General features: G+C 70.1%; 19 protein-coding genes and 1 pseudogene. 1 reads left to right on the forward strand and 19 read right to left on the reverse strand.

The window, feature by feature from the left end:
- Positions 1 to 80: 80 nt before the first annotated feature.
- The 9 genes from ACFY01_RS06225 to ACFY01_RS06265 form a co-directional block, all read right to left on the reverse strand.
- Complete coding sequence (locus tag ACFY01_RS06225) at positions 81 to 821, reverse strand: SDR family NAD(P)-dependent oxidoreductase (protein ID WP_390734459.1); 741 nt, start codon at positions 819 to 821, stop codon at positions 81 to 83.
- Positions 822 to 1402: 581 nt separating this feature from the next.
- Positions 1403 to 1600: an SDR family oxidoreductase gene (locus tag ACFY01_RS06230; RefSeq protein WP_390734676.1), complete on the reverse strand. Its 198-nt coding sequence runs from the start codon at positions 1598 to 1600 to the stop codon at positions 1403 to 1405.
- An 18-nt stretch (positions 1601 to 1618) separates the two neighbouring features.
- The gene (locus tag ACFY01_RS06235; RefSeq protein WP_390734460.1) at positions 1619 to 2626 is read right to left on the reverse strand and encodes a zinc-binding dehydrogenase; all 1008 of its coding nucleotides are present in this window, start codon (positions 2624 to 2626) and stop codon (positions 1619 to 1621) included.
- Between the two features lie 57 nt (positions 2627 to 2683).
- On the reverse strand, positions 2684 to 3301 hold the full coding sequence (locus ACFY01_RS06240) for an NADPH-dependent F420 reductase (protein WP_390734461.1): 618 nt from the start codon (positions 3299 to 3301) through the stop codon (positions 2684 to 2686).
- 119 nt (positions 3302 to 3420) lie between these two features.
- A complete protein-coding gene (locus tag ACFY01_RS06245; protein WP_390734462.1) occupies positions 3421 to 4395 on the reverse strand; it encodes a zinc-dependent alcohol dehydrogenase family protein in 975 nt (324 codons plus the stop codon).
- A 117-nt stretch (positions 4396 to 4512) separates the two neighbouring features.
- Entirely contained in the window at positions 4513 to 4953 is a 441-nt protein-coding gene (locus ACFY01_RS06250) for an alpha/beta hydrolase (protein ID WP_390734463.1), read from the reverse strand.
- Between the two features lie 356 nt (positions 4954 to 5309).
- Positions 5310 to 6455, reverse strand: coding sequence for a Gfo/Idh/MocA family oxidoreductase (locus ACFY01_RS06255; protein WP_390734464.1), 1146 nt, complete (start codon positions 6453 to 6455; stop codon positions 5310 to 5312).
- 195 nt (positions 6456 to 6650) lie between these two features.
- Positions 6651 to 6989 (reverse strand): hypothetical protein, encoded by a 339-nt coding sequence (locus ACFY01_RS06260; protein ID WP_390734465.1) that lies wholly within the window; start codon positions 6987 to 6989, stop codon positions 6651 to 6653.
- Positions 6990 to 7033: 44 nt separating this feature from the next.
- On the reverse strand, positions 7034 to 7741 hold the full coding sequence (locus ACFY01_RS06265; RefSeq protein WP_390734466.1) for a TIGR03086 family metal-binding protein: 708 nt from the start codon (positions 7739 to 7741) through the stop codon (positions 7034 to 7036).
- Between the two features lie 52 nt (positions 7742 to 7793).
- Here ACFY01_RS06265 and ACFY01_RS06270 point away from each other — a divergent pair, with 52 nt between their 5' ends.
- The gene (locus tag ACFY01_RS06270) at positions 7794 to 8288 is read left to right on the forward strand and encodes a MarR family winged helix-turn-helix transcriptional regulator (RefSeq protein ID WP_390734467.1); all 495 of its coding nucleotides are present in this window, start codon (positions 7794 to 7796) and stop codon (positions 8286 to 8288) included.
- A gap of 118 nt (positions 8289 to 8406) precedes the next feature.
- Here the strand turns inward: ACFY01_RS06270 and ACFY01_RS06275 are convergent, their stop codons facing one another.
- The 10 genes and pseudogenes from ACFY01_RS06275 to ACFY01_RS06320 all read right to left on the reverse strand — a co-directional run bounded on the left by ACFY01_RS06275 (position 8407) and on the right by ACFY01_RS06320 (position 20288).
- Positions 8407 to 9885, reverse strand: coding sequence for an FGGY-family carbohydrate kinase (locus ACFY01_RS06275; protein WP_390734468.1), 1479 nt, complete (start codon positions 9883 to 9885; stop codon positions 8407 to 8409).
- Between the two features lie 195 nt (positions 9886 to 10080).
- The gene (locus tag ACFY01_RS06280; RefSeq protein WP_390734469.1) at positions 10081 to 11283 is read right to left on the reverse strand and encodes an MFS transporter; all 1203 of its coding nucleotides are present in this window, start codon (positions 11281 to 11283) and stop codon (positions 10081 to 10083) included.
- Entirely contained in the window at positions 11283 to 11786 is a 504-nt protein-coding gene (locus tag ACFY01_RS06285) for a GNAT family N-acetyltransferase (protein WP_390734677.1), read from the reverse strand. Before ACFY01_RS06285 ends, ACFY01_RS06280 begins: the two co-directional genes overlap by 1 nt.
- Positions 11787 to 11795: 9 nt before the next feature.
- Positions 11796 to 12971 (reverse strand): annotated as a pseudogene (locus ACFY01_RS06290) (type III PLP-dependent enzyme); the annotation flags it as partial.
- A gap of 8 nt (positions 12972 to 12979) precedes the next feature.
- Positions 12980 to 14338 carry a DUF6271 family protein gene (locus ACFY01_RS06295; protein ID WP_390734470.1) on the reverse strand — a complete coding sequence of 453 codons (1359 nt, stop codon included), beginning with the start codon at positions 14336 to 14338 and terminating at the stop codon, positions 12980 to 12982.
- Positions 14335 to 15372 (reverse strand): phytanoyl-CoA dioxygenase family protein, encoded by a 1038-nt coding sequence (locus ACFY01_RS06300; RefSeq protein WP_390734471.1) that lies wholly within the window; start codon positions 15370 to 15372, stop codon positions 14335 to 14337. Before ACFY01_RS06300 ends, ACFY01_RS06295 begins: the two co-directional genes overlap by 4 nt.
- Positions 15373 to 15544: 172 nt before the next feature.
- The gene (locus tag ACFY01_RS06305) at positions 15545 to 17059 is read right to left on the reverse strand and encodes a glycoside hydrolase family 3 protein (protein ID WP_390734472.1); all 1515 of its coding nucleotides are present in this window, start codon (positions 17057 to 17059) and stop codon (positions 15545 to 15547) included.
- 8 nt (positions 17060 to 17067) lie between these two features.
- On the reverse strand, positions 17068 to 17898 hold the full coding sequence (locus ACFY01_RS06310) for a carbohydrate ABC transporter permease (RefSeq protein ID WP_390734473.1): 831 nt from the start codon (positions 17896 to 17898) through the stop codon (positions 17068 to 17070).
- A complete protein-coding gene (locus tag ACFY01_RS06315) occupies positions 17895 to 18893 on the reverse strand; it encodes a carbohydrate ABC transporter permease (RefSeq protein WP_390734474.1) in 999 nt (332 codons plus the stop codon). The genes ACFY01_RS06310 and ACFY01_RS06315 overlap by 4 nt, the downstream gene beginning before the upstream one ends.
- Before the next feature lie 117 nt (positions 18894 to 19010).
- Positions 19011 to 20288, reverse strand: coding sequence for an extracellular solute-binding protein (locus tag ACFY01_RS06320; RefSeq protein WP_390734475.1), 1278 nt, complete (start codon positions 20286 to 20288; stop codon positions 19011 to 19013).
- Positions 20289 to 20486 lie beyond the last annotated feature (198 nt).

The raw sequence follows: 20486 nt of genomic DNA on the forward strand, positions 1-20486 counted from the left end.
CCACCACGTCAGCCTCGCCCAGACCGGCCCTGACCGCATGCCCAAGAATGCAGACATGTCCATCGCGGCCCAGCCCAGAGTCAGCCGATCGCGAGCTGTCCGCCGCGCGCCTCGAGAACCGCGCCGGTGATGTAGCTGGCACGGGAGGAGGCAAGGAACACAACCACTTCCGCGATTTCTTCAGGGTCGGCGACCCGCCCCAGTACGGTGGTTCGCCCGATCACCTGGAGGGTTTCATCTCCCATCTCCTCCGTCCCGGGGGTAGAAACAGGGCCCGGGGCCACGGCATTCACGCGGACGCCGTGGGCGCCGAACTCGTCAGCCCATACGCGTGTGAGAAGTTCGAGTGCAGCTTTGGAGGCCCCGTAAGCGCCCGTTTCCCGCACCGGCGTGGTAGCCGCCGCTGTGCTCAGACTCACGATGGCGCCACGCCCCCGTGCAGCCATTCCCGGGGCGAGGGCACCGACCAGGAGCATCGGCGCGCGTGTGTTGACGGCCATGTGAGTGTCGAACATCTCGGCGGTGGTGTCCGGCGTACTGGCGAACCGGTAGATACCGGCGTTGTTGATCAGAATGTCCACTTCGCCTGCTTCAGCGGCAAGACGCAGGACATCTTCAGAGCTGCTCAGATCTGCAGCGACGAACCGGGCCTTCCCGCCTGCGGCAGCGATCTCTTTGACGGTCTCAGCACCTCGCCGCTCGTCCCGCCCGTGGACGATGACCGAGGCCCCCGACGCTGCCAGGCGAAGGGCAATGGCCCGGCCGATGCCAGCGGTGGCGCCGGTGACGAGAGCGGTGGATCCGTCCAGTTCTGCAGCCATGGAAAGCTCCTCCAAGCCGAGAGGAACGACATGCTGTCGGTTGTTCCTCGTGTAACCGATGATCCTGAGGGTTCGTTGCAGGGCGGGGACGGACCCACGCCGGGCCGATCGTTGATCATGGTCCACTGCTCGTGGAGATTGACGAGTGCGCTGCGTCCGGACCGGTGACGACGAATGACTGGTCGAGCACATCGGTGAGGCCACTGTGGCGCCGTTCAGCAACCGGCTGAACCGCGGCGTCCGTCTCACCTTGTTCCCGGCTCAGCCATAGGGTGCGTCAGACCTCGCGGCCATCGCCGTCCTCGTCCTGCTTGGGCGCGTACGAGTTACGAAAGCGCCGCGGAGCGGCAGCCGCGGGGGGCGAGGCGCCACCCGCTGGCCGGCCTGCCACTGCCCCGGCCCTGACAGCGGCAGTCGTACACCACGCCGTGAGATCCACCTTCGAAGAACAGTCATGAACCTTGACAAACCTGATTCCACATAATGCCGATTATGTGGAATCAGCACTGTCAAGTTCCCGGCGGATGCTGTGCCGTTCGTTCTCAGCCGGCGCGGGCCGGTGGCTCGGTCTCGGGCTCGGGTCACACGGCCGTGCGGCCACCGTCGACGGGCAGCGCCACACCGTGCACGAAACTCGCGGCGTCGCCGGCCAGGTATGCGATCACTGCGGCGATCCCCCTCGGGGTAGCTGCCGTCCGGCGGGCGCCTGGGATGCGAGCCCTTAGCCGGATTTCCCACCGGTCCTGGGAGAGTTTGTACAGCTCAGCAAGCGGGCGCAGCGATGGCCGTAGGGGTGGCTACCAGGGGCGGATGAGGACGGTGCCGACCTTGCCGGGCCGTACCGCGTGTTCCACAGCCTCTGCCAGGTCGCCGAGACCGTAGGTGGCGGCTACGTCGAACTGGTCCCTGAGCTCCATAGCGATCAGCTTCGCGGCGGCGACGTCGGAAGCCTGTCTCTCGGCGGAGGTGTCTGACATCCAGCGGCCGATGGTCTTGCCGCGCAGCGTCAGCGATTTGTGCAGCAGCGTCGACGCGGGCAGTGAGATCGGCTCCGCGGCCATCTGCCCGTAGCAGATGAGTTTTCCGCCCGGCGTCAGCAGGTCCAGAAGGCTCTCGGTGAGTTTTCCGCCGATCGGATCGAGGGCCACGCTCACCGGACGGCCGTCGGCCGCGCTGCGGACGTCATCGGCCCAGCCTGCATGCTCCGTCGCCACCACCGGCACGTCCGGGAAGCGTGTACGCAGTTCCGCGGCACCGCGTTCGCTGCGGACAACGTTGACGATCGAGATGTTATGGGCCAGGCACACAGCGGTCAGCAGTCGTCCGACCGACGAGCCGGCGGCGGTCTGCAACAGAACGCCGTCGTACCCGATCGAGGCGTGTGCCTCCGCCTCTCGGCGCAGCATCACGGCGGTGATCGGGTTCACCAGCATCTGCGCGGCGACCTCGTCCGGCACTTCTGCCGGTACGGCGACCACCACCCGGGCGGCCGCCGTGATCCACTGGGACCAGGCGCCCGGGTGCGGGAAGACCGTCACCCGCGCGCCGGGGGCGACCCCCGGTGCCACCAATGTGTCCGGGCCGATGGCCTCCACCACGCCAGTGGCCTCGACACCGGCCGGGGCCGGTTGTCCGCTGTTCCCTGGATACGCCTCGACGGCCTGGAGATCGCCAGGGTGCACGGGGAACGCGGTGGTGCGGATGAGTACGTGACCGGTCTGCGGCGCTGCCGGCTCCGGCTCCTCGATGACGGTCAGGGCGTCGGCGGGCGCCCCGCCGCGGGTGTGGACGACACGACGGTTCATGACGCTCCTCCTGTGTGTGCTGGGCGTGCGTGTCGGGGGTGACCGAGGTCTGGGGCGTCAGCCGGCATCCTGAAGCAGGAAGTGCCGTGCGCTGAGCGGGCCGTCGAGCTGCATCAGCCGCCCGCCCTCTCGCAGACCACCGAGGTCCAGTGCGGCGAACCCGAACTCGTCCAGCAAAGCGGCCACGGGCGCCTTCGCGTCGGAGTCGTCGCCCGCGTAGAAGACCACCTGGCGGCCTTCCTCATGCCGGGGGTCGGCGGCAATGAACGCGGCGAACAGGGTGTTGAACGCCTTCACAATCCGCGCTCCGGAAAGGCGCTCGGCGACCCATTCGCTGCCCGTGAGGTCACCGACGTCGTACCGGCCCCGCCAGGGGCTGGCCGCGGCGAACTGATTCGTCGTGTCGACGACGATCTTCCCGGACCAGTCGGTAAGACCGGTCAGGTCCGGTACGGCGAAGAACGGCACCGCGAGGAAGACGAGGTCCGGCTGCGCCGCCTCCTCGGCCGTCACTGCGTGAGCCTTCGGCCCCAGCTGCGCCACGACCGCCTTGAGTGTCTCCGGGCCCCGGCTGTTGCCGATGACTACCTCATGTCCGTGACGGACGGCCTTGTCGGCGACGGCCCGACCGACCTCTCCCGCGCCGAGAATGCCGATGGTGCTGTGTGCGGCCATACTGCTCATCCTTGATCGTGTGTCGGGGCCGTTCCGGGCGGCCCGGCAGCGGCTGTGTGATCGATTCCGGCCGCTTCCTCTCGGGATGGTCCCGGCTTCAGCGGCAGGTGCGGCGGCGCCTACGCGCGATGCGGGTTGAAGTCCAGGAGGACCTTGCCGTTCTTCCGGAAGTACGCGAGTGCCTCGGGGAAGTCCGCCGCCTTGTAGACGGGCGCGGAGGGCAGGACGAGTTTCCCCTCGGCGACCAGCCGCGCGGACTCCGCGTGCAGAGCCGGAAGGCGGGGCAGAAACCTGTCCTGGTACATCCAGAACTCCGTCGTGGTGATGTTCTTCGTCTTCAGCGCGTCCGGGTCGGGCGTGAACGACCGGCCGCTCAGGTACCCGTAGATCACCAGCAGGGCGCCGTCGGTCAGCACGTCCAGCAGCAGCGTGGTCGCCGTTCCGCTGACACCGTCGAGGCCCAGCAGCACCGGATCGGATCCGATGGCTTCCCGTACGCGCGCACCGGCGTCCGCCGAGTCGACGACCACGACGGTGGCGCCGAGATCTCCGAGTTCGTTCACGAGTTCCGCACGGCGCACGATGTTGATCGTTCGCAGCCCGCGCTCCTTCGCGAACACGATGACGGACCGGCCTACCCCGCTGTTCGCCGCGTTCTGCACCACCCAGGAACCGGCCGGAAGGTCGCGCAGGCCGACCAAGAGCCCCGCGGTGACGGGATTGATGGTGAGCATCGCGGCCTGATCGAGGCCAATGGACTTGTCCAAGACGCTCAGGTCCGCTGCCTCGGCCACGACCTGTTCGGACCAGGAAAAGACGCCGAAGGGAAGCAGGACCCTGTCGCCGGGACGGACCTCCGTGACGTCGGGCCCTACGGACACGACCGTGCCGACGCCCTCGTTGCCGATGGCGGTGGGCAGCTCAGGGCGAACGGGGTAGATGCCCTGCGCCAAGAGGAGGTCGTGGTGGTCGAGCGGGGCATACTCGACCTGGACCAGCGCCTGCCCGGCGGTCGGAGCCTGGGGCTCGGGCACGTCCACCACCTTCAGGCTCTTCTCCGGCTCCCCGAACTGGGTGAGGTGAATGGCGAGCATGGGACACGACTCCTTGTTGCGAGACATCGGGTGCGGACGAAGTCATTGCTCAGGGACGCGCTCTCATCGCAGCTTGAACCTCCCGTCTCGGCGGCTTTTCGCGCCTCCCGCCGGGAATCAACCGATCTCGCGGAGCGCTCCCACAATGACCTGAGTCACCTCGTCGGCGTAGAAGAGCGCGACGGCGTGGGAGCCACCGCTGATCTCGGTGACGGTCGCCCCGATCCGCTCGGCTGGGGCACGCTCGGCGTCGGGATTGATGGCGCGGTCGGCGCCGGCAACGACGAACCATCTCGGGAGCGTCTTCCAGCCCGGCTCGATGGCGAGAGGCTCGTCGAACGCCGTCTCGGTTGCGGGCCGCTGGCTGGCGGCGAGCACGGCGGCCTCGTCGTCGGGCACGTCCGCGCAGAACACCGAGTGGAAGCGTTCCGGCTGGATGGAGAACTCCGTTGCCCGTCTCCTTTCCGCGCGGAAACGTAGCAGTGCGCTGTCCAGCTCGGCGGGCGGGAAACACTGCGCATACGCCGGGCAATGGGTGAGGTCCACGACGATCCGCATCCCAAGCCACTCCCTCCGTCGCCTCAGCTCCCCGTCTCTTTCTAGGCGCGGGCGGGATGAGGCGCTCGCCCGGCTAGTCCGGCGGAGCCCCCACGGGGCACAGCACAATGTGGGCCACATGTCGTCCCTGAGCAGCAGTCTCTACGGGTTGCTGCTTGCGGTGTCGATCCCGGTGTGCCGTGTGGCAGCGCAGGGGGCTTGTTCGGCTGAACGAGTGAATGTGGGCAAGGGCCAGCTGACATGACGTTGGGGCACCCGGCGTGACGCAGGATCGGATCCTGGACGAGGCCGTCGACTACTTCTCCAAGCGCTTCCGCAACCGCACCATGATGCGGGGCTCGCTCTCACGAGTCCTGCTATCGGAGCGTGACCTTCCGGCCGGTCTGTGCCGCGTCCCGGACCTGTTCCAGCATGCGGTGCCGTCGGACGGCGTGCAGGAAGTCGGGAACGCCGTCCGTGTCCGGCGCGAGGCGCCCGGTGATCTGCTCGCGCAGAAGCGCGTACTGGTGGGCGACGTTGTAGGCGGGCTCGGCGGATCGCTCGGCCCACTCCGTCAGCGACCGCTCGTAGCGGAGGGGAACCGGAAGTGCGGTCAACGTGCCGTCGCTTCCCCGGGCGCCGTACAACCGCAGACGCCCCGACCAGCACTGAGCCTGATCGGCCTTGACGACCAGATCGCCCTCCGTGCCGTTGATCTCCCAGTGGAACTGGGTAGCACGGGACGTTCCGCCGCGGACGTGCATCGCGGCCACGGCACCCGACTCCAGCAGACCGGTCACGGCGATCTGGTCCTCGGCACTCTTGGCCGCGACCGCGCCGCTCGTCACGTGGGTGACCTCGGGACGCAGGTTCTCGATGTGCGCCGACACCTCGCGGAACTCCCCGAGCACCATGATCAGCGTGTCGACCGAGTGGCCGAAAGGGACCGACAGCAGAGTGGCACCGCTCCTGACGTCCAGCAGGTACGCATGACTGTCGTCGTACGTGGCGCCCCAGCCCCCACCCGACCCGAGCATGCTGGTCGACAGCACCCGCCCCACGCAGCCCTCGGCGACCAGGTCCCGCAGATACCGAAGTAGCGGAGCCGACCGGGCCTGCAGACCGACGGCCGTCAGCAACCCCCTGCGGCGCGCACGGGCGGCCAGTTCCTCGGCCTGCGCGAGATCGGTACCCAGCGGCCACTCGCTGAGCACCATCTTCCCCGCATCGATCGCAGGCCGGATGAGCTCCAGATGCTGCGGAACCCTCACCGTCACGACCACGAGATCGACTTCCTCACAGCGGGCCGGCTCCTCTGCACTGCGGGCGAAGCACCGCCGGTCTGGTCCGGCGGGGCTGCCGGCTCGCCGCTCTGGAGGACGCGGAGGAGTGAGGCGGCGACGGCACGGGCTGTGCGGCCGATCGGCAGCACACTGCACATAGGACTGGATGGACGGCCCTGGACGGCTTCCACGACATGTGCCATGTGGTACCGCGGCCCACTCGCTGGCACCACGTACCACTCATCAAGATCCGGACCAGGTGCGGACCGACTCAGCCTGGTACTCGACGTTGCCTCTCTTTGTCGCAGGTCAGGAGCGAGGTCAGGCGTGTACCACCAGCAGACGAAGAACCTGCTGGTGTCGTACTCCCCGAAGAAGCTGGGCTTCTTCTAGGCCCGGCGGCCGGGCCCAGCGAGCGGTCGCGGCGGGGCAGCGTCAGCCGGCGCCGGACCGGCTCGGGCTCCAGGTCCGGTCCCAGATCGCCTTCACGTCGAACGTGTCCGCCTGCCAGGTGACCGAGGTCAGCGTGCCGCGGCCCTGGTAGGCGCGCATGATGGCGACGTGCGGCGGCCAGGCGATGAAGCCGTGCAAGGCGGCTGGGTCGCGCCATACGGCCACGGCCCCGCACCGGCGGGCGGTGGGGATCGTCCAGAGGCGCATCCCGTACGCCCCCGCGAGCTCGGGCCAGCGCGCCGCCAGTCGGCGGGCCTGCCGGTAGACGCCGGGCAGGTCCCTGATGCTGTCGAGCCTGAAGTCGGTGACGCTGACCAGCACCGGGCCACTGTGGTCAGGGGCCTGGCCAGGCGTCCACGAGGACCTCAGCATGTCGTGTCACGGCCGGCCGGGCTGTGGCGCGCGTCCGCTGCCGCATCGCCGGACGGGCCGCGCCAGCCCGGCGATCGGCCCAGGGTCGTCAGGATCCGTTCCAGCGTGGTCGCGCCGTCGCCCACGGGCAGTGCGGTCCTGAAGGCGCTGTCCGGGGCGAGGCGGAAGTCGCCGTCCGGGACGGCGCGGGCCAGGGGCAGTGCGGCGGCCAGGAGTTCGGGACCGGGGTCGTACGCGACGTCCAGGCTGCGGGCGACGTCCCAGCTGTGGACCACGTAGTCGATGAGGTGGAAGCCGATGGCCTGGGCGGCGGGGAACCTCCGGTCGGCCGACAGTTCGGGCAGAGCGAAGGGGCGCTCGGGGGCGGCCACGGCCGCGAACGCGGTGATGACCTGTTCCGCCGCTTCGCCGTACTCCATGACGGCGTCCTCGGCGGTGGCCTCCTCGGTGGTGGCGTCCTGGGCGGGAAGGCGGACCCGCCAGTGCGCGAGGTCCTCGCCGTGCCCGAGCGCGGCCGCCGCGAACCCGCGGTGCTGGCCCGTCATATGGGCGAGCAGATCGCCCAGCGTCCACGCCGAGCAGGGTGTCGGGCGGAGCAGGTCATCGGCGGTCACCCGGCGCACCAGGGCCACGCTGTCCCGGACCGCCTGCGCGTCGAGGCGCCGTAAGCGGTCCAAGTGTGCGGAGGAATTAGTAAGCATGCGCCTATGATGTGCACGCACCTATCAACAGTCAACGGGTATTTTCTTGGTCATGGCCGACAACGCAGATCAGGAAGGCACCGCAGGCGCCCCGCCGGAAGGACGAGCGACCCGCCCCGACCTCGCCGCGATGGTCGCGCCGCTGCTGCGCACCCTGATGGCCGCGGAACAACCCGTCCTCGACGCACACGGGCTGACGATGTGGGCGTATGCCGTGCTGCTGCACCTCGACGAGACCCCGATCCGCACTCAGGCCGCACTGGCCGACGCCATCCGGGCGGACAAGACCCGCATCATCGCGGTCCTCGACGACCTGGAGAGCCGTGGACTGATCCGCCGCCGGCCCGACCCCAATGACCGGCGCGCGCGCCTGCTGTCCCTCTCCGCCGAGGGGCGGCGACTGCGGGACACCGTCCAGTCCGCCATCCAGAAGGGCGAGGAACGGCTGCTCGCCCAACTGCCGCCCGCAGACCGCGACGGTTTCCTCAGGGGCCTCCAGGCCCTGTCCGCCCTGGCGGAGCCGGGAGCGGGTGGGTCCGGCCGGTAGACGAATCGCATCCGGTACGCAAGGACCGGCCGTGGTGCCTGTCGGAGGATGCTCAGTCGAGACCGAACTCGTCGCCCTCGACGTCCTGCATCAGGACGCACGAGTCTTTGTGTACGGGTCAGCGCTCCTGAAGTGCCGCCAGGGCGTGGACGGTTGCCGAGGTCTGCGGGTACAGCCGCCGGTAGAGTGCGTACAACTCGTCGTAGCGAGCAGTGTGCTCGGGGCGGGGCTTCACCGTCTCGCGCACCGGGTTCCATTCCTCGACGGAGGCGTTCCCGACGAGCTGTGCCGCCAGCAGCGCGCCGCCGTAACTGGCGCCGATGGTGACGGTGCGCAACTCCTGCGGACGGCCGGCGATGTCGGAGACGATCTGTGTCCACAGGGCGCCCTGAGTGCCACCGCCGACGGCGACCACACGGCGGATGTCGCCACCGGCCGCCTCGATGACCTCGATGTTGTGCCGGACACCAAAACCGGTCGCCTCGAGTGCGGCCCGGTACAGATCACCGCGGGTGTGGGACAGGGTCAGCCCCGCGATGACACCGCGGGCGTCCGGATCCATGACCGGGGTGCGCTCGCCGGAGAAGTACGGGAGCATCAGCAGGCCGTTGGCGCCCGGGCCCGACTCGGCGGCCAGGCGGGTGAGTTCGGCGTGGCCGGTACCGGCGAACAGGTCGCGCAGCCAGTTGGTGACCGCACCGGAGGTGGCCATGCCGCCGGCCAGGTTGCGGGTGCCGGGCAGGGCACCGACCGTGCCCCACAGGGACGGGCTGGTGAGCGGCTTGGGCACGGTGTGGATGAGGAACATGGTGGTGCCGTACATCAGCATCAGATCACCGGTGTGCTGCGCACCCACGCTCAGCGCCTCGGCCCAGGCGTCGATGGTGCCGGTGGTGACGGGGATGCCGGCGGGAAGGCCGGTCGCCCGGGCTGCCTCGGCGGTGAGAGTGCCGGCCGGTTCGCCCGGCCATCGCAGCGGCGGCAGATCGATGCCGGGGGCCACCGCGGCGGCCCAGGGGGTGTACCACTCGCCCGCGAGAGTGTCGTACAGCGGGGTGCACTGGCTGCCCGAGTGGTGGTCCAGGACGTAGGCCCCGGTGAGCTTTCTGACCAGCCAGGAGCTCGGCATGTAGAGGCGGCGCGCCCGGGCGTAGAGTTCGGGCTCCTCCTCGGCGATCCAGGCGATCTTCGGCCCGGCGGCCTGGGTGCTCAGGGCGGAGCCGCCGCGGCGGATGATCTCGTCGGCGCCGAGCCGTGCCTCGATGCGTTCGATCTGGTGGACCGAGCGGGTGTCCACGCCGTAGAGGACGGCGGGGCGCACCGGGGTGTCGTGCTCGTCGGTCAGCAGGACGCAGGGGCCCATGCCGCTGACCCCGACGGCGATCACGGAGGTGTCGTCCGGGGCGGTCAGTTCCCGGGCGAGCTCGGTGAACTCACGCCACCACACGGAAGCGTCCATTTCGAAGCGGCCGGGGCCCGGCCTTGCGGGAGCGTGCTCCCGTACGGCCGAGCGGATCAGCGCACCGTCGAGACAGACGAGGACGCCCTTGCTGCTCGATGTGCCGATGTCCACACCGATGACTGCGTTGCGGGGCATGATCAGGACGCTGACAGAAATCGGTCGCAGCTTCAAGAGTGCGCGCGAGCGGCCGCTTTGCGCCGGAAGGACCCTACGCGGCCTGGCGCACGGACAGCGTGTCCCTGTGCCGTTGCCACCGATGCGGGGCACACATGGCGGGATTTGGCCAGGGCCGGGGCAGGACGAGGCCGGGCCGCGCGTCGTCTGCTCCCTCTACTCCCCGACGGCCACGGCACCGGCCCCCCACCGGATCCGCAGCGCGCACAGCGACACGATCAGGGCCGAGGCGGCGACCGCGGACATGCCGACGGTGAGGCCGCCGGTGCCGGCGATGAAGCCGATCAGGGCGGGGCCGGCCAGCAGGCCGGTGGTGCCCATCGCGGCGACCAGGGCCAGCGCGTCGGGGCCGTGCGCCGCCGCCGCGACGTACACGCAGGGGGTGATCGCCGCCGCCCCGAGGCCCACGCAGGCGAAACCGGCCAGCGTGGGCAGTACCCCGCCGGCCGCGAGGGCGAGGGCAAGGCCGAGGCCGGCGACGGCGCCGCCGACGCGGACGACCTGGCCATCGCCCCAGCGGCTGCGCCAGCGGTCGGCGCACGCGCGGGCCAGCAGCATCATGACCGAGACGACGGCGATGCCCAGCGGCGCGACGGACGGTGAGGCCTTGACGACGTCCTTCAGGTAGAGCGCCGACCAGTCGTTCATGGCGCCTTCGGTGATCGTGCCGAACGCCATGGCGCAGCCCATCAGCAGCGTCATGGGAGCCGGCCGGGTCAGCACGGAGCGGCGTGCCCTCGGTTCCTCCGGCCGCTGTTCCGGCGGACTGTCGGTCAGCAGCCGTGACCGGGCCCGGCCGAGCAGCACCAGCAGCAGGACGGCGGCCACCGCGAAGTGGGCGGTGACGGCCGGTGTCACCGTGTTGACGCCGGAGGCCAGGAGTGCCGCGCCCAGCAGTCCGGCGCTGAACGTCGCGTGGAGCTGGGACATGGCGGTGCGGCCGTACTTGGTCTCCAGCGCGGCTCCCTGTGCGTTCATGGCGACGTTCAGGCAGCCGACGGCGACGCCGTCGCAGCAGATGACCAGCAGCGCCGTCGGGTAGTTGGGCGCCACGGACAGGGCCAGGAGCAGCGCGGCCAGGCACAGGGCGGAGCCGAGCGCCAGGCGCCGTGAGCCCAGTCGCCGGGTCAGGAACGCGACGAGCGGGAAGGAGGCGGCGGCGCCCGCGCCGCAGGCCATGAGCAGCAGCCCCAGTTCCTGCTCGGTCAGGTCCAGCCTGCTCTTCAGCGCCGGGAGCCGGGAGGCCCAGGTGGCGTACTGGAAGCCGAGGAAGCAGAACAGGGCCGCGATCGCCCACTTCTCGCGGCGGAATCCGTCGTGGGCGCGTGGCGTGTGCTTCAGCATCTGCGTGATCTGCATCAGCCCGGCTCCTCGTCGTCGTGCGGGGCGCTGGTGCGCAGCCCGGTGGACATGTACACCGCGTCGCTGCCGTAGCCCGGCGGGAGGACGGCCTCGTGGTGGGGGCGGTAGCCGTGGGCCTGCCAGTAGGTCTCCATGCCGCCGACCGCGACCAGCGAGATGCGTTCGAAGCCGCTCGCCCCGGCGGCGGTCGTCAGCCGGCGCAGCAGCAGACTGCCCAGTCCGCGGCCCCGCAGGTCCTCGGCGACGACGATGTCGTGCAGGTGGAGGTTGCGGGAGTGGAAGACGGTGTCCTCGGGTCTGGTGAGGTCCGGGTAGTGGAACCTCGGGTAGGGCAGGGAGAGTACGTAGCCCGCGATCCGGCCGCCGAGTTCCAGGACGAAGCAGGTGTCCGGGGAGCCGCGGCCCCTGGACTCCAGCGCGTCCTGGCCCTCCGAGAGCGAGCGGTCCGCGTACGCGGCGGCTTCCAGGGCCGCCACGGCCGGCCAGTCGGCGCCGGCCACGGGGCGGATGCGTGCGATGTCGTGCGGAAGTGGGCGGAAGCCGTTGAAGTGCTGGGCCATGTAGCTGGTGGCGTAGGCGCCGGCGGACAGGATCCAGACCGGGTCGCCGGAGGCCAGGTCCCCCGGCACGCGCACCCGGTGGTGCCCGGCTCCGTAGGTGTCGTCGCTGTCGCAGGTCGGGCCCGCTACGACTGCGTGGACGTACTCCGTCCCGTTGCGGCCCGCGTGGCCGGGGAAGACCAGCCGGTAGCCCAACTGGTCCATCTCGTAGAGCCCGTTGAACTTCCCCACGCTCAGGTACAGCCAGTGCTCGGCGGCTCCGTCCGGTCGCCGGCGGGCGGTCATCCGGTACACGTGGGCCCGGACCGCGCCGTGGTCCGCCACCAGGTGACGGCCGGGCTCCATGACGAAGTCGAGGGGGCCGGAGCAGGCATCCCGAAGCCGCTCCATGCCTTCGCGGATGACGGCGAACATCTTGTCCAGCGGGGGTTCCAGCCGGTGGCCCCAGCGGTCGAGGTAGCCGAGCGCGGGCAGGCCGCCGCCGAGGTTGACGTGGTCCGGCACGATGTCCCGCCCGCGCAGTGCCACGAGCACCTCGGCGAGGGTGTCGAAGGCGTCCTGCCAGGCCTCGGCCGTCATCTGCTGGGAGCCGACGTGCACGGACAGCCCCGCCGGGGTGAGGCCGGCCGCGCGAGCCGCTTCCAGCACCCGTACCGCGTCGTCCGGTGAGCAGCCGAACTTGCGGCTCAGCCCCCACAGGGCTCCCTCCCCGCTGGTGGCGAGGCGGCAGAACACCCGGGCGCCCGGCGCGTGGGCGGCGATCGCGGCCACGTCCTGCACGCTGTCGGTGGCGAAGGTCCGGACACCGAGCCGGTGGGCCTCGGCGATCGCCGCGTCGGACTTGACGGTGTTGCCGTAGTGGATACGGTCCGCGGGTACGCCCGTCCGCAACGCCTGCCCGATCTCGGCCGGGCTCGCCGCGTCGAAGCCGGCACCCCGGTCGGCGAGGCAGGTCAGCACCTCGTCGACGGGGCACGCCTTGACGGCGAAGCGGACGGCCACGCCGGGCAACTCCCGTACGAGAGCCTCGTACTGGGCCTCGATCCCGAGCAGGTCGAAGACGACGGTGTCCTCGGAGGCGGCGGCCAGAGCGGCGGACAGCGCGGCGGACAGCGGCGCGGACACGTCCCCGCTCACCGGTCCGAGCCCCTGACTCCGGTCCCCCGGTCCGCGCCCCCGAGCCCCGTCGCCCGTGCCGCGTCCACCAGCGCGGGCCAGGCCTCGATCAGCAGCGCGAAGTCCTCGATGTCCCGCCGGGCCTCGTCCAGCAGCCGTTCGCGGCGCACGGCCAGCAGGTCGGCGAAGTCCGCGTATCTGCCGCCGAGTTTGCGGTACGCGTTGTCGATCCGGTCCAGCCGCCAGACGTTCTCGGACCGGTCGAGGCGGGTGCTTCCCCGCAGGAAGCCCACGACGGCGTCGGCCCGGACGCGGTGCCGGTCGTCGAGGAGGGCGGCGCCCGATTCCGCCATCCGGTCGTAGACGTGGTGGAAGTAGAGCATCGACAGCAGGAACTTCACGAACCGCGTCTGGTAGGCGAGGAAGCCCGAGTGGGTGCGCCGTTCCGGGGTGTGGAAGTTCTCGATGTGCCGGTTGTGCAGGACTCCGGGCAGCGTGGCGTCGTGGACGAGGTGGAGGAGGAAGTAGTCGCTGCCGATGGTGTCGGTGGCCGGCGGCAGCGGCACCCGCTCGTACACCTCGTGGTGGAGGGCGATGTTGCACATGTCCACCCGCATGGGGTCGACCAGGGTCAGCGTCGAGTGGTCCCCGGCGAACGGGGCGGTGCCGGCACCCTTGAAGGACTCGGCGACCAGCTCCCGCTTGCGTTCCTCGGACCAGTCACCGGGCGCCCAGAGGCTCACGACCTCGTGGTGGAGGTCCTGGTCCAGGCGCTGTATCTCGCCGATGTCCACGGAGAGTTCGCCGATGAAGGACGCGCCGGCCAGTGACACCGGGCGGTCGGCGTGCGCGGGGTCGAGGTCCGTCTCCGAGACGTTCGCCGCGGCCCGCGCGGCGGGCATGCCGAGCGACGGCAGTTCGTGGTGCACGGGGAACACCGGCTCGCCGTTCGCCGACTGGTAGGCGCTGTCGGAGTCCCGGCGGTGCACCGACCGGCAGCCGAGCGCGCTCGCGATCAGGAAGGCCCGGTTGGTGCAGGCACCGTAGGAGACGCCGGACGGGAGCATGAGGTCGAGCATCCGGTCCGGGGCGGCGGGAGCGGCCCGGTGGATCACGTCCCGCAGGAAGTCCCGCTGGCCGGCCTCGTCGAGGTGATGGATGGTCAGCCCCGGCACCGGGGGCAGTGCGGCCAGGACGCGGGCGTGCTCGGACCGGGTCCGCTCGTCGCAGGAGTCGAGGACCAGCAGACGCACCTCGGCGTCGGAGTGGCGGGCCGCGTGGGCCGCCTCCTCGGCGACGGCGGCCAGGGTCGGGGCGCAGGCGCGGTTGGTGGGAAGGGCGAGGCAGATCCGGTGCGTGCCGGTCCCCGGGGTCACCGCTCGTCCCCCTGTCCGTGCCAGGAGTCCAGCCCCAGGAGCCTGCGGCCCAGGCCGTCGAGGTCGGCGGGGCCGTAGCGGAGGGCCTCGGGCCGGCGTGCGTCGCCGAGCAGGGTCGCGTTCCAGTCGGGGGTGCTGAGGGTCCGCCAGGACTCGACGCGGGAGGCGCGCAGGTCCGTGTGCTCCTCCAGCGCGGGCATCATCGACAGGTACTGGACGGCTCTGACACCGTTGTCGGAGAGGTTCGGCGCCACGCCGTGCGCCAGCAGCCCGTTGAAGATCAGCAGGTCGCCGGCCTGGAGGTCGGGCCGTACGACGGGGAACTCCGCGCGGTCGATCGCGGGCCGGATCGGATCGCGGCCGGCGGGCTGGGCGACGCGCCATTCTTCGAACCGCCGGAACAGATCGGGCGCGCACTGGAAGCCGCCGAGTTCGGGGCGGGTGTCGGTGAGGGCGATGATGCCCTGGACGCGCTGCGGGAGCACCCCGAGGGTGGTGTCGACGTCCCAGTGCAGCTCGATGTCGAAGCCCTCGTCGGTGGGTTCGATCAGGGAGCGCGAGCGGTTGCCCCGGTTGGGCGGGTTGAGGTTGAGCCGGTCCAGCGTGACCCAGAGCTCTGCGCAGTCCCACACGTCGGCGAAGGCGTCGTACACCCGCTCGGCCTGGCGGCTGTCCCACAGGAGTTGGTGGTGGTAGGCCTCGACGAAGCCGTAGACGTGCAGGTCGCGGTCGAGATCCGAGCGGAACTCCCGCTCCTCGTACCAGGTTTCGGGGCGGTCGGGGTCGAGTCCCTGGAACTCCCAGGCGAACTCCAGCAGGCTCTTGGCGGCGCCCGGGGAGATGGCGTCCCGGACGACGACGTAGCCGTACGTCTGCCAGAAGGCGAGGTCCGCCTCGGACAGCACGCGCAGCGGCTGTGACTTCTCGATGTCTCTCAGGGGCGTCTGTGCGAGGTACGTCTCGCCGTCCGCGCTGAAATAGGGGCGGTCCGATGCCGCTCGGAAGAGGTGGCGGTGGCGGTCAGGCGTCGGCATACGGCGACTCCGGGTTGATCGAACTGACGTGTCCTCACCTTGGACTAGACCACTTCACGCTTCAACGGATCACGGCCGAATTGCCGCCAACTGCCTGTCAAGTGCCGGTTGTTGAACAAAAGTGAGCGCCGGCGGGCACAGGGCCCGGCCGGCGCTCGTCGGTACTGCCTCGTCAGCCCGTGACGACGCGCTCCGCCGCCGCCACCGCGCAGACACGGGCGGCGCCGTGCGTGGCGATGTGCAGGGCGCCGCGCGGTGGTGCCTGCGGTACGCCCATCTCGACCACGACGGTGTCCGGGCGGGCGGCGAGGAGGACGTCCAGGGCCGCGCGCATCCAGTCGTGCCGGTGCTCGTCGCGGACCACGGCGACGATCCGGCGGCCACCCGACGCCTGGAGAGCCGCGCCGCCCGCGTCGGCCCCGGTGAAGGAGCCGGTCGTGGTGCCGGGCAGCGAGCGCTCCAGCTCGGCGCCGATGCCCCAGGGGGTCTCGTCGCCCACTGCGATGTTGGCGGCCGGGTTGAAGGTGGCGACGTACACCGGCTCGGTGACCAGTGCGGCGGGGCCCGAGCGGGTCACGGTCAGCGCGCGGCGCGCCGCGACCAGACCGATCTCCGGGGCGGGTTCGGCCGCGGCCTGAGGATCGCGCCGCGCCTCGGCGGTCCAGCGCGCCAGCTGCCGCACCCGGGCGGCGGCGTCGGCCAGGCGTTCCTCGGGCAGTTCGCCGGAGCGGACGGCGGCGACCAGCGCGTCCCGCAGCCCCAGCACCGTGCCCTCGTCGCACAGTCCGCCGCCGACACAGATCGCGTCGGCGCCCGCCGCGATCGCCAGGACGACGCCGTGCTCCAGGCCGTACGTCCCCGAGATGGCCCGCATCTCCATGCCGTCGGTGACGATCAGCCCTTCGTAGCCGAGCTCGCCGCGCAGCAGCTCGGTGAGGATACGGCGGGAGAGGGTCCCGGGGTGCCGCGGGTCCAGGGCGGGGACGAGGATGTGCGCGCTCATGACGGCGCGGGTGCCGGCCTCGATGGCCGCGCGGAACGGCACCAGTTCACGCTCGTACAGGGTGTCCACGTCGACGTCGATGCGCGGCACGGCGTGGTGGGAGTCGACGTTGGTGTCGCCGTGGCCCGGGAAGTGCTTGGTGCAGGCGGCGACGCCGGTGGACTGGAGGCCCTGGACGTAGGCGGCGGTGTGCCGGGCCACCAGGTCGGTGCCGGCGCCGAAGGAGCGTACGCCGATGACCGGGTTGTCGGGGTTGGCGTTGACGTCGGCGGACGGCGCCCAGTTGAAGTTGACGCCGCACGCGGCCAGTCGGCGGCCCAGCTCCCGGGCGACACCGCGGGTGAGGTCCGGGTCGTCGACGGCGCCGAGGGCGTGGTTGCCGGGGAAGGAGGAGCCGGTGCGGACCTCCAGGCGGGTGACGTCGCCGCTCTCCTCGTCGATGGCCACCAGCAGGTCGTCCCGCTCGGCCCGCAACTGGGCGGTGAGAGCGGTGACCTGTTCCTGACCGGCGACGTTGCGGCCGAACAGGGCGACGGAGGCCAGCCCCTCGCCGAGTCGGCGGCGCACCCAGTCCGGCGCGGTGGTGCCGGCGAAGCCCGGCTGCAACACGGCGAGCGCGTCGCGGGTCAGGGTGTCACCCGCGGCGGAGCCGCTGTCGAACGCGGTGGTGGCGCGTGTGGTCATCGGGCGTGTCATCCCTTCACGGCGCCGTCGGTCAGGCCGCTGACGGCCTTGCGCTGGAGAACGATGAAAAGGATCAGGATGGGCAGCGCGAACAGCGTCGACGCCGCCATCGTGGCCCCCCAGTCGTCGCCGAAGGCGGTGCGGAACTGGGACAGCCAGATCGGCAGGGTCTGCTTCTCGATGCTCTTGTTGAGGATCAGCACGAGCGGGAACTCGTTCCACGCGGTGATGAAGCCGAACAGCGAGGTGGCCATCAGGCCGGGCGCCAGCAGGGGGAAGATGACCCGCACGAAGGCCTGGACGCGGGTGCAGCCGTCGACCATCGCCGACTCCTCCAGCTCCTTCGGCACCGCGGCCACGTAGCCGCGCAGGGTCAGGATCGTGAGGGGCAGCACCATCATCGTGTAGAAGGCGGTGAGCGGGACGAGGCTGTCGAGCATGTCGTTGTCGCGGACCAGCATGTAGATGGCGATGATCATGACCTCCCAGGGGGCCATCTGCGCCAGCATGAAGGTCACGATGAGGCCGCGCCGCCCCTTGAACCGCATCCGGGCCAGGGCGAAGGCCGCGAAGAGCGAGATCACCAGCGAGAAGACCACCGAGCACACCGTGACGATGACCGAGTTGGCGACCAGGGTCCAGAAGTGGTCCGCGTGCAAGGCCTTGGTGAAGTGGGTGAACGTGATGTCCGTCGGGAACCACACCGGGTTGTCGGCGATGATGTCGCCGGCCGGCTTGAACGCCGTTGCGAACATCCAGTAGACGGGGAACACGAAGCCGACGAAGAGGACGAGGGCGGTCGCGTTGGGCCAGATACGGCCGAAGAGTGAGCGCTTCACAGCTCGTCCTCCTCTTGCTTGAGCACCATGCGCAGGTAGTACGAGGTGATGACGAGCAGCACCAGGATGGTGAGGAACGAGATCGCCGCGCCCACCCCGAAGTGCTGGTTGCCGACGCCCTCGACGAAGGCGTAGATGGGCAGGGTCTCGGTGAGCCGGTCGGGGCCGCCCGCGTTGATCGCGAAGATCTGGGCGAAGGACTTGAACACCCAGATGACCTGGAGGAAGGTCGTGGCGTAGAGGAACGGCCTGAGGAAGGGGAAGGTCACCGAGGTGAAGCTCTTCCAGGCGCCTGCGCCGTCCAGCGAGGCGGCCTCGTACAGCTCCTTGGGGATCGTGGTCGTGGCGGCGTAGAGGTTGATCGCCACGAACGGGATCGACTGCCAGACGATCAGCAGGGTGACCACGGAGAAGGTGGAGAACTGGCCGCCGAGCCAGTTGTAGTCGGCCATGGAGTGCCAGCCGAGCTTGTCCAGCACCCAGTTCACGACGCCGAACTGCTGGGCGAAAAGCCACTGGTAGACGGTGGTGGCCGCGATGACGGGCATGGCCCAGGCGAGGACGAGGCCAAGCATCAGCGTCAGCCTCATCTTCTTGCCCAGGCGGGCCAGCAGCAGGCCGGTCAGGGTGCCGAACAGCATGATCAGCACGACGTTGACCGCCGTGAACACCACGGAGCGCTCGACGACGTGCCAGAAGTCCGCCCCCTGGAGCACGGACTTGTAGTTCTCGACGCCGTTCCACTCGGTGAGGTGCAGGATGAGCTGCCGGGGGTTGAGGTTCTGGAACGACAGCATGCCGTTCTTCACCAGCGGCCAGCCGAGCAGGATCAGTGTGGCCAGCAGCGCGGGCAGCAGGAGCAGGTAGGGAGCGGCGGCACCGCGCCGCGCTGGGCGGCCGGCCCCACGCGCCTCACCCCTCGGGGGCACCGGCGCCTCGGCCTTGCGGACAGCGGGCTCCCCGGCCGTGTCCGTGCCTTCGGTCTGCACTGACATGAGTTGCCATCTCTTCCATGGCCGTACCGGCCGTATGCGTGCGTGATGCGTGCTGCCGGCCGTACGAACGACACGAATGAGCCGGGGGCGACGTGCGGCGCCCCCGGCGCGGGTTCATCAGTTCTGCTGGGCCAGACGCTTGTTGATGTCGCCATCCACCTGCTTGGCGGCGTCCGCGGGGGACTTACCGTTCAGCACGGCGGTCATGTAGGACTTGATCGGGTTCGGGGTGTTCTCCACCGCGGCCCACTCGGGGATCAGCGGGGTGGTGCCGCCGGCCGCGGCCGCCGGGGCCGCCGCCTCCGCCACGGCGTTGCCCTTGAGGTTGGTCTGGAGCGACTCCTTGTTGGGGATGACGCCGTTGAGCTTGGCCAGTTCGCCCTCGTACTTGTCGGACAGGGCGATCTTCAGGAACTCCTTGGCCAGCGCCTGCTTCTTGCTGCCCTGCGCGACCGCCAGGTTGGAGCCGCCGAGGAAGACGCCCTCGGGCTTGCCGGCCGTCTCACCGGGGATGGTGAAGTAGCCGAGGTCCTTCTCGATGGCCTTGTTGGCGGTGACGGCGGTGCCGGCCTCCCAGCCCATGCCGATGAAGGCGCCGGTCTTGCCCTTGGCGAACACCTCGGCCTGCTGCGGGGTGGCCTCGTCCTTGTCCTTGGGGGCCGTGGAGTAGGAGGCGTACTTCTTGTAGATCTCCATGGCCTGGGCAACCTTGGGGTCGGCCAGGTTGGAGACGTACTTGTCGCCGTCCTTCTTCACCAGGTCGGCGCCCTGTCCGATGGTCAGGCCGTCGAAGAAGTACCAGTTCTGGCCCGGCAGGTAGATCGGGTCGGCGTCGGTCTTCTTGTCGATGGCCTCGAGGTCCTTGTAGAACTCGTCGCGGGTCTTCGGGGTGGACTTGATGCCCGCCTTGGCCCAGATCTTCTTGTTGTAGATGACCACGCGGTTGGCGAAGTACCACGGCGCGGCGTACTGCTTGCCGTCGTAGACGGAGGACTGGGAGACGGACGGGGTCCAGTCCGAGCCGATCTGCTGCTTGAGGTCGGCGAGTTCGGCGAGGCCGCCGGTGGCCGCGTAGGCCGGGGTCTGGGTGTTGCCGACCTCGATCACGTCCGGCGGGTTGTCCTCGGAGAGAGCCGTGGTGATCTTCTCCTGGATCCCGTCCCACTTCTGGATCTCGAACTTCAGCTTCGCGCCGGTCTTCTTCTCGAAGGCGGCCTGCACGTCCTTGGTCCACTGGGCCGGCGCGGATCCGTCCATCGTCCAGACCCGCAGCGTCTGGCCCTTGAAGCTGTCCGGTCCCGCGTTCTTGCCGCTGTCGCCGTCGTCGCCGCCGCACGCCGCGACGGAGATCATCATGCCTGCGATACCGATCGCGGCTATCAGCTTGCGCTTCACGCCACCCTCCTCAGGGATGCCACTGACCCCCCACGCCCCCTGCCGTGACCTGCGTATGCCGCTGCCGCACGTGGGACTCGGGACCTGGCCACTAATGGTGTAGACCAGTACGGTGGAGCTTGGCCTAGACCTTTAGGGGTGTCAAGGGTGGTTCGGGAAGCCGTGCGGTCCGTTACGAGAAAGTCACCGGACGGCCGG

This window comes from Streptomyces sp. NPDC001480, assembly GCF_042894725.1.
Taxonomy (GTDB): Bacteria; Actinomycetota; Actinomycetes; order Streptomycetales; family Streptomycetaceae; genus Streptomyces.

Bases quoted from the DNA above. Each gene is read 5' to 3' on its own strand.
- ACFY01_RS06225 (WP_390734459.1), bottom strand. From the start codon at position 821: ATGGCTGCAGAACTGGACGGATCCACCGCTCTCGTCACCGGCGCCACC.
- ACFY01_RS06235 (WP_390734460.1), bottom strand. From the start codon at position 2,626: ATGAACCGTCGTGTCGTCCACACCCGCGGCGGGGCGCCCGCCGACGCC.
- ACFY01_RS06240 (WP_390734461.1), bottom strand. From the start codon at position 3,301: ATGGCCGCACACAGCACCATCGGCATTCTCGGCGCGGGAGAGGTCGGT.
- ACFY01_RS06245 (WP_390734462.1), bottom strand. From the start codon at position 4,395: ATGCTCGCCATTCACCTCACCCAGTTCGGGGAGCCGGAGAAGAGCCTG.
- ACFY01_RS06250 (WP_390734463.1), bottom strand. From the start codon at position 4,953: ATGCGGATCGTCGTGGACCTCACCCATTGCCCGGCGTATGCGCAGTGT.
- ACFY01_RS06265 (WP_390734466.1), bottom strand. From the start codon at position 7,741: ATGCTTACTAATTCCTCCGCACACTTGGACCGCTTACGGCGCCTCGAC.
- ACFY01_RS06270 (WP_390734467.1), top strand. From the start codon at position 7,794: ATGGCCGACAACGCAGATCAGGAAGGCACCGCAGGCGCCCCGCCGGAA.
- ACFY01_RS06275 (WP_390734468.1), bottom strand. From the start codon at position 9,885: ATGCCCCGCAACGCAGTCATCGGTGTGGACATCGGCACATCGAGCAGC.
- ACFY01_RS06280 (WP_390734469.1), bottom strand. From the start codon at position 11,283: ATGCAGATCACGCAGATGCTGAAGCACACGCCACGCGCCCACGACGGA.
- ACFY01_RS06300 (WP_390734471.1), bottom strand. From the start codon at position 15,372: ATGCCGACGCCTGACCGCCACCGCCACCTCTTCCGAGCGGCATCGGAC.
- ACFY01_RS06305 (WP_390734472.1), bottom strand. From the start codon at position 17,059: ATGACCACACGCGCCACCACCGCGTTCGACAGCGGCTCCGCCGCGGGT.
- ACFY01_RS06315 (WP_390734474.1), bottom strand. From the start codon at position 18,893: ATGTCAGTGCAGACCGAAGGCACGGACACGGCCGGGGAGCCCGCTGTC.